Annotated in this window: 12 protein-coding genes; 11 read left to right on the forward strand and 1 reads right to left on the reverse strand. The window is 30.0% G+C overall.

Annotated elements, in window-relative coordinates:
• The first annotated feature begins 203 nt into the window (after positions 1-203).
• From NiCM35_RS21195 to tnpA, 6 genes are all read left to right on the forward strand, one after another.
• Positions 204-734 carry a hypothetical protein gene (locus NiCM35_RS21195; protein ID WP_152112372.1) on the forward strand — a complete coding sequence of 177 codons (531 nt, stop codon included), beginning with the start codon at positions 204-206 and terminating at the stop codon, positions 732-734.
• Positions 734-1,150 carry a hypothetical protein gene (locus tag NiCM35_RS21200; protein WP_047943160.1) on the forward strand — a complete coding sequence of 139 codons (417 nt, stop codon included), beginning with the start codon at positions 734-736 and terminating at the stop codon, positions 1,148-1,150. The genes NiCM35_RS21195 and NiCM35_RS21200 overlap by 1 nt, the downstream gene beginning before the upstream one ends.
• A gap of 105 nt (positions 1,151-1,255) precedes the next feature.
• On the forward strand, positions 1,256-1,423 hold the full coding sequence (locus tag NiCM35_RS21205; RefSeq protein ID WP_193224520.1) for a hypothetical protein: 168 nt from the start codon (positions 1,256-1,258) through the stop codon (positions 1,421-1,423).
• Between the two features lie 307 nt (positions 1,424-1,730).
• Positions 1,731-3,236: an IS21 family transposase gene (istA, locus tag NiCM35_RS21210; protein ID WP_144547298.1), complete on the forward strand. Its 1,506-nt coding sequence runs from the start codon at positions 1,731-1,733 to the stop codon at positions 3,234-3,236.
• Positions 3,233-3,952 carry an IS21-like element helper ATPase IstB gene (istB, locus tag NiCM35_RS21215; protein ID WP_036179323.1) on the forward strand — a complete coding sequence of 240 codons (720 nt, stop codon included), beginning with the start codon at positions 3,233-3,235 and terminating at the stop codon, positions 3,950-3,952. Before istA ends, istB begins: the two co-directional genes overlap by 4 nt.
• 1,252 nt (positions 3,953-5,204) lie before the next feature.
• A complete protein-coding gene (gene tnpA, locus NiCM35_RS21220; protein ID WP_412988929.1) occupies positions 5,205-5,297 on the forward strand; it encodes an IS66 family insertion sequence element accessory protein TnpA in 93 nt (30 codons plus the stop codon).
• A 1,036-nt stretch (positions 5,298-6,333) separates the two neighbouring features.
• On the opposite strand, the gene NiCM35_RS21225 is transcribed toward tnpA, so the two are convergent.
• Entirely contained in the window at positions 6,334-7,020 is a 687-nt protein-coding gene (locus NiCM35_RS21225) for a phytanoyl-CoA dioxygenase family protein (protein ID WP_152116557.1), read from the reverse strand.
• Positions 7,021-7,111: 91 nt separating this feature from the next.
• Between NiCM35_RS21225 and NiCM35_RS21230 the strand changes: the two genes are divergently transcribed.
• The 5 genes from NiCM35_RS21230 to NiCM35_RS21250 all read left to right on the forward strand — a co-directional run.
• Positions 7,112-7,366, forward strand: a complete 255-nt coding sequence (locus NiCM35_RS21230; protein WP_152116558.1) for a hypothetical protein — start codon at positions 7,112-7,114, stop codon at positions 7,364-7,366.
• 64 nt (positions 7,367-7,430) lie between these two features.
• Entirely contained in the window at positions 7,431-9,548 is a 2,118-nt protein-coding gene (locus tag NiCM35_RS21235; protein WP_152116559.1) for a PEP/pyruvate-binding domain-containing protein, read from the forward strand.
• 6 nt (positions 9,549-9,554) lie between these two features.
• On the forward strand, positions 9,555-10,349 hold the full coding sequence (locus tag NiCM35_RS21240) for a hypothetical protein (protein ID WP_152116560.1): 795 nt from the start codon (positions 9,555-9,557) through the stop codon (positions 10,347-10,349).
• 6 nt (positions 10,350-10,355) lie between these two features.
• Positions 10,356-11,699: a B12-binding domain-containing radical SAM protein gene (locus tag NiCM35_RS21245; protein WP_152116561.1), complete on the forward strand. Its 1,344-nt coding sequence runs from the start codon at positions 10,356-10,358 to the stop codon at positions 11,697-11,699.
• A 9-nt stretch (positions 11,700-11,708) separates the two neighbouring features.
• A partial coding sequence (locus NiCM35_RS21250; protein ID WP_433780729.1) for an AMP-binding protein occupies positions 11,709-13,065 on the forward strand: 1,357 nt, incomplete at its 3' end.

Consider the following 13,065-nt stretch of genomic DNA (forward strand, 5'->3'; position numbering starts at 1 on the left):
GATTTTTCTTTTACTTAGTAAATGTAGAGCCTTTGGGTTCAGTTTTAATAGCAGCTGTGCTATTAACTGTCCTGAAGGCTTTTTTTTATGAAAAAAGTAAATGACAAAAAAGAAAATTAATAGAAATGAAACAAAATACTAGGAGGGAAAGGTTTTGACGACGACTAAATTATTTGATTCTAATGTCTGTAGGAGGATTGCATATGTATAAAATCACATGCTTTTGTTCTCTAGAACCTACAAAGTTAGAAAGCTTATTAAAGGGTATAGGATTTTCAAGTAAAAAAGATGGATTGGAATGGTATTTTGAAGATATAGTTTTTCGTATTGAACCATTTAAAGGACATTCTAATCAAAGAGAAAAGGGATATAGAGTGTATTTTAATGGTAAAAATACTATGAGCTTTTCTTATATGTTTGACCTTTCATTAGGAACTTTAAATACTACAATTACCTGTATTGAGTATATGTTAAGGGAGGAAGGGAAAAACTCTAATGATTGGCTATCACTTTTAGATAATAGTCCCTCTATAATTACTATTGACACAAGGGGTTTCTATCAAAAAAACAGTATAAATATAATTGTTACTAATAATACTGTAGTGTTCCAATTGAGAAGTAAAAAGAATACAAGCTTAAAATTAATAAGCGGGTTAAAAAGGATCGAAGAATTGGTTGAATATATTATTCCAACCACTTACGATCTTTTTTCATTTGAGGAGGAATTAGCATAATGGTTGATTTTTATACTAGTAAACATTTCTATCAAATTCGTGAAAATATATTATTGATTGACGGAAAAATAGAAGAAAAGGGCAATATTTCTGTATATCATCTTATAAAAGATGAACCCGCTTTTATTAAAATATCTCAAAAAGGCAATATACCAAAAATAATAAAAACAGAAGATGTATTATTCGTTGATAATTCATCAGAAATTTATCATGGCCAAAAAACAATTAAGAAACATTTTCTCGTGTCGGTTCTACTTAAATTTAATGAGCAAGAAAGATATATAACTACAGATATTTTGGCTGCTAATGAGGACCATGCAAAGAGAATTATCAAGGTCAACTATAGTATGTTTCATATTTTAAATATAAATGTTAAGAATGTGAACATCGTTAGGTTATTCAATAACTTCCAATAAGGAAAAGGGAGAAACCACTACTATTATCAATAGTAGTGGTTTCTTAATGAAAATATTTAATGATGCTTCATTTAATATTGATAAGAAAAACGGAGGAAAAGTTTTATGAATAGATTTGAAGATTTAATTAAAATACTAAAAAAACGTGGATGGGATTATACAATGAAAAAAAATGGAAACATTAGATTTATTTTAGGGAATCAAGAAATTATATGCTTTAAAGTGGACGCAGAAGGTATTAAAAAAATCATACTTGATATTATAAACTGGTAAACTAAAAGGATTATATTAGAGGGCAGAAAATCCCTTTAGAACACTTATTATACATTTTAGATAAAGAATCTTCCTCTTTTAACAGAAGCGCAAATAACAGCTATTTTGTAAGTTTGAGAGTGTCTAGAACAAATACGATACAATATATATATATGGGTGTTTATGGCATCATAAAAATGTAGGGTATGGCATTAAATTTGTGCAATAGGGCCGTAGGCCCTGCACAAATTAAAAAACCACTTGTCAACATTCCAAAATACACATACACTTCCTGTTGGGACAAACAAGCGCAGGAGGTATTAAGGAGATGTTGGCAGTGGCCGAAATTAATTATATCAGACATGAGGTAAACATAAAAGACAGTAACTATTCGGAGATTGCACAAAGAATAGGAAGAGATCGTAGAACTGTTAAGAAGTATGCAGAACAGGATGATTTTAGTCCTGTAGAAAATATCAAACAAGACAGACCATCTCCAGTGATGGATCCTATTAAACATATAGTAGATGAATGGTTAATAGAAGATTTTAAACAAAAGAGAAAATTCCGTAGAACTGCAAAGAGAATTTGGGAGCAATTAAAAGAGGAGTTTGATTTTAAGGGTTCTGATCGAACAGTAAGAAACTACATATCCCATCGAAAAAAAGAACTATTAAATGAAACGAATCAAGCAGCGTTATCACTAGAGAGCAAACCTGGGTCAGCTCAAGTGGATTTTGGAGAAGCTCCGTTTAAATATCAAGGGGAACAGATAACTCTACCCTATCTGGTTCTTTCTTATCCATATAGTAATTCATTTTATTTTCAGGTATTCCCCGCTCAAAACAAAGAGTGTTTTTTAGAAGGATTAAAGCGTATTTTTCACCATATGGGTGGTGTTCCAAGAACAATTAGATTCGATAATCTTTCAGCTGCCGTAAAGAAGGTATTGCCAAATGGCGAACGGCAGTTAACAGAGGAATTTCAGAACTTCGTTCTACACTATGGGTTCGAAAGTGAATTTTGTAATCCTAATAGTGGGAATGAAAAGGGTCATGTGGAAGCAATGGTGAAATATGTGAGAAACAATTATTTATTGCCTGGTCTCCACGTACTGAATTTAGACGAACTTAATAAGACGTTGTGGGAAAAAGCTGAGAAAGATCGTGAGAGAAAACATTATGAAAAGGAATCTTTCATATCCCAGCTGTTTGAAGAGGATCGGAAAGCCTTTTTGGTTTTACCAAGTAAGGAATACCAATGCATCAGATACGAAACAGTGAAAGCCGATAAGTACGGTTATATTAAAGTAGAAAAAAATCTATATTCTACTTCACCAAGATACGCTTTAAATAAGGTTCTAATTCGTATTTCATATAATTCAATTGATATTCTTACAGATGATTATCAACTAGTCGTTAGCCATCCTCGACTCTATGGTCAATATAGAAAATCGATTAATTGGCAGCCATACTTAAATCTAATGGCCAAACGTCCTATGGCACTTAAATATACTAGTTTCTATGAGCAGTTACCACAAGAATGGCAAACATATTTTAATTCATGTACTTCCTCTGAAAAATCAGAAGCCCTGAAGTTATTAGGTACAGTGATGAAAGATTATGATTTTAGTAAAATTACTGAAGCGCTGAAGATTGCATCAGAGCATGGTCATCCTTCGGTTGAATCAATTAAACAAGTATTCTACCAACTAATTAATGGTCGAGGGATACGCGAAGAAGTACATCTCCAAAAGTCATTGCCTATTATGCCGGAGGCTACTAGAGGTCTACAGCATTATAATCAGCTTCTAAAAGGAGCTGAAATAAATTGAGTACGCAGATTCAAGAATTCGCTAAACGATTGAAATTAAGTTGGATTAGAGAACATTATCAAGAGATAGAAGCCACATCAAATGAAGAGTATTTACTGAAGCTTTTTGAAAAAGAAATTGAGCAACGAGAAGAACGAAAAACAAATCTTTTACTTACACAAGCAAGCTTACCTAAAGTCAATGGGAAACCTTTTGATTGGAAGGACATTGTCCTAACAGCAGGACTAAGTAGTGAAGACCTATTAAATGGAGTATTCATGGAGCAGCAAGAAAATCTAATTTTCTATGGGGGTGTAGGTGCAGGTAAAACCTATTTAGCTACGTTAATTGGATTGAATGCCATACAAAGGTATGGCAAAGCTGTTAAATTCTATACAGCGGCATCATTAGTTAATCGATTATTAGAAGCAAATGAAAAAGGTAATCTCAATAAGCTTTTTAAGCAAATAGAGAAATTGGATCTTTTGATTTTGGATGAGTTAGGTTACATTCCTCTTCACAAACAAGGGGCTGAATTATTGTTTCAGGTTATTTCGATGTGTTATGAAACCAAAAGCATCATAATCACGACAAACCTTCAATTCGGTCAATGGAATCACGTTTTTGGGGATCCAATATTAACGGAGGCAGTAATTGATCGACTCATCCATCATTCGCATTTGATTGTATTTAAAGGCGATAGTTATCGTTATAAGGAGTCAATTATTCAGAATTAAATTTCGTTGGCAAGTGGTTACATTTTTGATTGCCGTTTTATGCATTTTTTGCTTGCCAAATACATATTTTAATTTGTCATAAAGTTATATAATATCTTGTCACAAGATCAGTGTTAACTATTGCTTGTTAATACTGGTTTTTTTGTTTTTAATGAGAATTGTCATTAAATCTTATGTAAACTAGACCATTAAAAAAATAGAATATTTTGTTATTATTTTTAGTTTGTCATTAAAAAATCCATTTATTGGATTATGTACTATGAATTGGTCGAATAAAGATTGGAGTATTAAGTATGCCAAATATGGTCAAAGAGAATGGTGAACAATGTGCAAAGCAAGTATATCAATCATATGAGTGGATACTTATACAGTCCAAAAATGAAAAGAGCTGTTGGTATGAATCATTATGGGGTGAGTGTCTATTTTACTATATTTTAGAACTTGAATTGAACACAGTTAGGTATTATGATCAGCCTGTTGAAATACCAATTAAGTTCTTTAATATAGAATTGAAAAAATGTAGAATGGAATCATATTCCAGATTACTTAGTCTTTAAAGATAACCCAGTACCTATTCTTTATCAAATTCAGTGAAGTAAAGATTTTAAACAATTCTCGTACATCACGAGAGCACGCCTTAGTTATGTGAGAAAAAATAATTGGGAATATTCCATTGTAACACCTAAAGAGAATCTACCTGATATTATAAAATCCAATATTCTTTTTCTATGAAATTTTTTAAAGCCTAGGAAAAACACAGAGTCATGGTTAAGGGAACTAGAAGAAAAAATTACATATTTAGATGAAATAACAGTTATAGAATTAGCAAAAAGTTTCTCTGGAAAAATTGACTATCGAGCTATATTGCCACTAATTTGGCACTTAGTAAGTATAGGAAAATTTACAAGTTAACTTAATGAAAAAGTTTGATCAGTATAGCGTTGTAAAGATAGGGAATATACAACAAACTCTTCAAGAGTATATATATAAATAATTACACTCCTAACAACTTTACAGGACTTAAATAATTAATAGTAATATTATACAAATATCTCATTTGAAGAGGAGGATTTGTAGTTAGGAAAATAGAAACATATGCTGTTCCCTAATAACACTATTCATATTGCTAGATGATAAGAGTAAAACTCTTCCCATATGTACATGCGCCATAAATTTTGAGATAATCTCTACAAATGTATTTTGAGGAGGATTTTTCATGACCAGAAGCCATAATTTAGAACTATGAAAAGAATTGGAACTGCGAATTTCTGACTACAAAGCGAGCGGTCAATCCCAAGCTAAATGGTGCGAGGACAATGGGGTTAGTCATCAATTTGGATACTAGAAGAAAATTCTTAAAGATCAAAGTACCGAGAAAACAAACAATTCTTGGGTTCCAGTAATCATAGAGGAACTTAAAACAGCGCAATGTGATTCTCTACTAATCAAAGATGGCTCTGTTTTCATAGAAGTGAATTCAGGCTTTTAATTAAATAAATTCTCACAGAGGTGATAAAGGAACTGAAAGAGCATGTTGAATGAAGTGAATGTTGAGCAGCAAAAGGAAGTTTGGATATGAGAAAATCGATCGTTGGATTGGCTACCCTTGGTCAATAACTTCCTAGTTTCTTGTATCTCTAAAAACTAGATTTAATAATAGAGGTATATATGGTATATTTATTAGTCTTCTTTTGAATAGGAATGTTGCTTTGGAGTATTCCTCAGTTTATAGTCTAAAAAAACCTCTCCTAAGAGAGGTCAAGCTGTCGAGAAAGTCTCGATAGCTTTTTTCACAATTTCACTATACACCAGTGGTTCGATAATGTCTTAAAAACCATATGTTGGGGTCGTGATCAATTAAGATATCCAAAACCCCCTTTTTCAAAATCATACTTTTAAAAATAGGGGGTTTTTCTACAAGCCGACCTCTCCTAGAGAGGTTTTTACAATTATGTTTATCTGAAATATTTTTTGGTTGAAATGTAATTTGTTAAATAGAATTTATTCACTTCATTTAAATTTAATTTGGATTAAGTGAAATTTGTGATTCAATATTAAATTTCATTTTTTTAATCTTATTATATCAGTGTTTAGTATATATTTTCCCCAAACTTTAATAACATTTAAGAGCACTAATTTATAATATGGGAGTTTATAGCTTTGAACTTTTATTCTAATCTGGATATGAGCTTTTTAACTAGGCTTAGATTCCTCGCTGTCTGCAATCTAAGTATGATTTATAAGATGTTTGATTTCATCAGGTTACTTCTCTCCAAGTATTGTAATTCTTGATTTTTAACTCAAAATTGAATACCTATAATTATCAGTGTTTTCTAAAGTACCTATGGCAATTAATATGAAAGTACAACTAAAATAGTGAATTATTTCTTTGTAGTGTTTAACAATAACTTATTTAGATTCCAATCGATATTACTGTAAGTAGGTATAAAAGAATATCGCTCACCCCCACTAATATTTTCGCAGGAAGCATGTAGGATTAAGTCGTGAAGAATAATTACATCTCCAGCTTTTACTTCGATATTTATAATATTTTCAGGATGCATATTAACTATCACTGATTTTGAAAAGCCATCTGTCGAATCGCCTTTGTGAATCACTTTGTTTTTGTGTGTTCCAGGAATAACTTGAAGACAACCATTCTCTTTATTTGCATCATCAAGTGCAATCCAAACTGATACTTTATGACTTCCTTTAAGATATTCCCAATCTTGATGCCAAGGTGTGCCAAACCGTATGTCAGAGTTTTTATAAACCAATTTATCATCAATAAAAATTAGATTTTTATCATATAATTTCTTTAATATTCTTATTAATTTTATATTTTTTGTTATTTTTTCAAAGAGAGGACTTATCTTAGATAACCCAATAAAAACTCCTTCATTTCTTAATTTTTCTTCATCAACCTTGATTCTAGATTTCATTTTTTTTTCTTTTATAAGTCGTTTTGCCTCTTCTCTTGCGGTTTGCATTTCTTCTAAATTAAAAATATTTTCTAACACAATATAACCTTTTTTATCAAATTCTTCTTTTATTGATATTTTTTCCATATTTTCCTCCTTAAGGTTGAATTGTTATATATAAAATGTTAACATATTATTGTAAATTTTCAAAAAATAAAAATGAGAAGGGAAGTTTGTTATGAATCAAATTATTCGTAATACGAATCCACTATTTGCACCATTATTACAGGAATTAGAGAATCAAGAGTTTATAAAACTCTTTGCAGAAGATCCATACACTGCACTTGAAAAAGTGGGGATAGAAATGGATTTAGCCGAATTCACTGCATATTTAAGCCAAGATAGAGATTTATACGATAGTATCATTAAAAAAATCTCTACTCAAGTGGATGTTACAAGTATGGATATACCTGCAAGTTCTTGTTGTAGTTAAAATTAATTATAGTGACTGACCAAACTATTAGCTTGATCAGTCACTATTTAAGAGGAGAATAAGTTTGATAAATTTACTAGAAAATACTAGAAAATTAAATGTTGAAGAAATTGGTAATAAAGCAAAAAACTTATTTAAGCTATCAAGTTTGAATTTTAATATTCCAGAAGGATTTGTTCTTACAAATAACGATTGTAAGGAAATTATTAATTGTAAAAAGGAAGTATTAGAGCAAGTTAATGTAGAAGCCTTAAAAATTTGGTCAGAGGATGGTTTAATTGTTAGATCTTCATCTTCAATAGAAGATAGCCATTATAAGACCATGGCCGGAAAGTTTTCTACTAAAACTATTAGCACTTTTACAGATTTAATTCCTGCAATTATATCAGTATATAATTCAAGGCTAAACCACCCAATGGGAGTCATAGTTCAAAGAAAAATTAAAGCTGACTTTTCTGGAGTTGCCTTTTCTTTGGATCCATTGAGAAAGTCTCAAGGTCCAATAATAGAGATAGTTAAAGGTGATGGTCATAAACTTGTCGGAGGATTGAGTAAACCCTTTCAATATAAAGAAGATAAATGGACAAGTGGGGATTTTTCCATTGATAACGTTGTGTCTGAGTTGAAAGAATACATGAATTTATTAAAAAATAACTTGCGTTATGAAATTGACGTAGAGTTTTGTATACAGAATAACACTATCTTTTGGTTACAAGTGAGACCTATTTTGGGAATAAAATCTAATTTTATAATACCCCCAAGTAAAGAGTGGTTCCTTTTAGATCAATGTACCGAACCAGTAACACCTTTAATACAAGATCTTGATCCAGGAGGACTTTTCAATTCTAATCATTGGTCTACGACTTTCATCAATCAATATCCATATATAAAATTAAAAACTTCAAGTAATAAAACCGATAGTAATGAACACAGTTTCAATTGGGACAATATAGAAAAAGAGTATGTGATTAAGTTTGAAAATACTATAAATACAAAATGTGGAAACTTAGAAGAATTATATACTGAATTACAAAAGGCAATTAAGAATTTTAAAGAGTTTTTTAATGTTTATATGGATAGAGATTGGATGATCAAACGGAGAAATATTAAAAAAATAATTCTGAATTTTTTTGATGATATAGGAGTACCAATAGAAAATCAAAATAAGGAATTAGGCATTTTAACATCAAATTTAAATTCTCATACATTTCACAAATCAAGACATTTGGTACAAATTGCTAAGAATATTCAATTATTAATAAAAAATAATAGTACTAACGAGGAGGAATATCCGCAATTTATTGATGACTTAATTATGAATAGTACTTCTTTTAAAGATTTTATTAATTTATATGGTGATGAAATACCTCATCCTATGGCTATACATATCGAAACATTAAGAGAAAACCCTCAATATTTAATAAAAAAAGCTAAAAGACTCCCTATAAAAAATAAAAAAATAGAATCTAAGTGGGAGGATAAATTAGATAAACTCCAACAGAAGTTACCTCTAGAAAAAAAAATGAAGTTTAGGAATGCTGTATTAGAATATCGAAATCTACTGTTAAGGACTGAAAATGATGATTATGTCCTCCAAAAAGGTGCTGCGTCAGTTAGGAAAGTTATTCTAGATATTGGCGTTATTCTACATAGGAACGGTTTACTTAATAATAAGCATGATGTATTTTTTTTGAGAAAAATAGAGTTAGAAAAATATATATCTGGAAACAGTTCGGAAAATATAGATATATATGACAGAAAAATAGAGTTTGATAAAAATCGTGCTTTAATGCCTAGCACAGCTTTAGATGAAACGAATTTAGAACTTACAAAAAATCAAAATCTTATCTTAGGTGAATGTGTATCATGGGGCTCAGTTATTGGGAAAGTATTTATAATAGAAAATCCGCTCGATAGAAACAGTTATTTAGATATACCGGAAGGTTCTATTATTGTAGCAAAGCAACTAACTCCTCATTTAACCTATAATCTAACTAATTCTTTAGGAATCATTGTAGAAACGGGTGGATTTCTATCTCATGGAGCAATATTTGCAAGAGAAGAAAATATTCCAGCGATTATAGTTAATACTTCAACTAGAAAACTATTAAAAAACAATGAAACTATTGAACTTAATGCAGATAAAGGTTATGTGAAAATTTTAAGAATGAATGGAGATTAATATGTTATGTTCTCTAAGGCAACAATTGAAGATTATAAAGAAATTTCGAAATTAGAGATTCCATTTTCATTTGGTAAAAATCTAAAAGAAGAACTAACAAAACCAGATCAGTATCGCTGGATTATCCTTAAGGAAAATTCCAGCATACAGGCATTCCATAGAAGCATTCTTTTAGATGGTACTGGTTATCTAGGTGGCATTTTCTCTAAAAAATCAAATCATAAAATATTATATGAGTTGTTGAAATATTCAATTGAGGACTTATCAAATTTATCTCCTAACGGACTTATAGCTTGGGACTCTTTTCCAGAAACGGCGAAGTTTACTTTATTAAAAAAATTTGAGTTTAAAAAAAATATAAAACCGATAATTAGAATTTTTTTTGAGTATAAGTCAGTTGTAGAACTAGTAAAAATTAAAGAAAGTTATTTAGATGAATGGATAGTACCTACTCAAGATGAATTAAGGAATTTTCTTTTTAATCTTAATTCAAATTTAAAAAATCAAAATTTTATTCAAACTAATTGGTTAATCGGAAGAAAAGCAGGTGTTAATTATTGCGCTGTATGTTGGTGGAATAATGGTATATTTACGGAGCTATTATTTTCGGTTTCATATGATGCGACTTTAGATATTACTGGATCACTGAAGTATATAATTAAGCACACTAATTCGAAAAGACCATTTATACTGAAAATCAATTTAGAAGAAGAGAGGAAAATATCCTTTCTAAAACTACTTAGGTTTAATCCAAAGACATACAAAGAAGGTTTTTTGAATTTAAAACTTACAAGGGAGTGAGGATTTTTGAGAAATTATAAAATGACCTTAATAAACCTAAATTCTCTACCCACAATGGACTTTCATCCTGTTTTTCCTATTGGTGCAGTATATGTCAAAAGTTATGTAAAGCAACTTGGCGTTGATATTGAATTAATAGACTTTAAAGAGAATCCTGAAGAATATTTGAATTTAAGTTTTCTAAACAGTCATATTGATTGTTTAGCCTTTTCCATTAGAAATGTTGATTCAATGGAATTGAACAGTAAGTATTATTTAAAGTATTATAAAGACTTTATGGATAAAATTATACCCATAGCAAAAAAAAGAAACCCTAATATGCGTACATTAATCGGTGGCGGAGGCTATGCAGTTTATTCTGAAGGCCTAAAAAAATATTTACCTTTTCAATATGGAATTAAAGGAAATATAGAAGAAGAAATTTTTGATTTTTTATCTGATCATATTCAGTCACTAGGAGAAGATATTAGATTAATTCCTAATCATTCTCTTTTTTCATTAGATTTTACTAACTCTTTAGTACAAACTTACAAGGATATTGGTGTTAAGCAAATTGGACTACCTACTCGCTGTGGTGGTAGATGTCCAATGAAATGTGTTTATTGTTCTTATGGAAAAATAGATAACAAAACAAATATAACTAGACCTTTAAAACTGCTTAAAGAAGATATTCTAAATTTGTACGATATGGGTATAAGAGAAATCTTTTTTACAGATTCACTTTTCAACATTAACTTAGACCACTCTAAATCAATTTGTAATCTATTAATCGATCTAAATTTAGATGGATTTCGATGGTCTGCCTATGCTAAGCCCACTGTAAATGAAGAGTTTGTTGCGTTAGCTGCTCAATCAGGATGTAAAGAATTAATGGTTTCTTTTGATACATTCTCCCCAAGTATGTTAATAAAATTGAAAAAAGGATTCAACCTAAATATTGCTAAAACCTTTATTGATAATTGTCGAAAATACAATGTAACACTCCTAGGAATGTTATTATTCGGTGGTCCCGAAGAAAATGAAGAGTCTATTAAAGAAACATGCAAATTCACCAATGAGAATTTTAAAAAAGGAGAAATTTTCTTTTCCTTCGGAATGAGAGTACTACCTGGCAGTCAACTTGCTATTCTATCTGGAATACCTGAAAAAGAGATGATTACCCCTTTATTCTGGCCATTTGATGAAAGTTGTTTTGACTATGCAATAAAGCATTTTGATGCACAGTTTTTAAAATATACAACTTTAGGAAGAATCAGTAACTGGCGAAAGGCATATAGAGAAATGAGAGAATATAGTTATCCTGGTACAAATTCATTTGTATTGCAGGGGAAAAATCAAATTTTAGGTTGAGGTTATAATATGATAAGTAAATTGAATGATTATTTAAAGGATTACGCGAAAAAAACACCGTCAAAAATAGCTTTAGCTGATAGAAAAAACGTAGTCTCGTATAGTGACTTTTATCATTTAGTAAATAAATTGGCATATTTATTAACTAAATATGTTTTAGATGAAAATACGGAAATCGGTATAAGTATACCCAAAAATATTAATTTACCGATAGTTTATTTAGGAGTATTTAGATGTGGATTTTCTGCTATACCATTAGAAGTAAATATAAGTCAATCAAAATTACTAATAATAGGCAAAGTTACACGAATGAAATATATAATTAAATTTATAAACGAGAAGTTAGTTCTATATAGATTAGATAGTAAATTAGATGTTATTGAAGAGTTCGAATTAAATTTTAAAGATATTGAACTTGATATTAAGGAGTATATAGAGTGTGAAGAAGAGCAATCACGTTATTTTAATTTAACATCTGGTTCTACAGGGACTCCAAAGATCTTTTCTACCAAGACTACACAAGTGGTCTATAACGCCATTAATGTTAATTTATCATTACCAATAGAGTTAAATGGAAGTTACATGTGTCTTTTCTCAGAAAGTATGCATCCACATGAATTATTTGTTAAACCATTGGTTGCTGGAGAGTGTTGCGTTCTCTGTACAACAAATGAATATCAACATATAAATGAATTAATTGAAAGATTTAATATAAAAAGTTTATTAGCAACCCCTAATCTTTATAAGTATTTAATGTCAATTATAAAAAAAGAAAATTGGAATAACATAAAACACCTACAAGTAGGAGGAGAAAAGGTAGAATATCAATTTAGAGAAACTTTCTTTAATACTACAGGAAAAAAACTAATTTCAGCTTGGGGTAGTACAGAGACTACAGGGATTGTTTTCTATACTCCTATAGAATGGGCTTTGTCAAAAAAAGTGGTCTTAGGCGCATGTATTGGTGGATATAAATGTAAAATTAGTAGTGAAGGTGAGCTTTTAATAAAAGGTTATGCTTGTATAGAACAATACTACAATTCGGAGGAAATTATTGTTGATAACGAAGGATATTATAATACAGGGGATTTAGTATATAAAGATGACAATGAAATTTTTTATTATGAAGGGAGAAAAGATAACCAAGTTAAAGTTGGGGGAAGATTTATTTCTTTATTCCAGTTAGAACAAGAATTATTAACGGTTCAGGCTATAAAGGAAATAACGATTGAAGTAAGTTCAAGTAATGATAATATAGTTATTTTTTTAGTAGTAACCTCTGAGTTTAATGAATTAGAATTTAGAAAACTTCTTGTGAAAAAAGTTAATAATATAGCATTCAAAATTTGTTACCTAAGTGAATTAC

Origin of the sequence: Niallia sp. M35, assembly GCF_050971705.1 — a bacterium.
GTDB lineage: Bacteria > Bacillota > Bacilli > Bacillales > Cytobacillaceae > Niallia > Niallia circulans_A.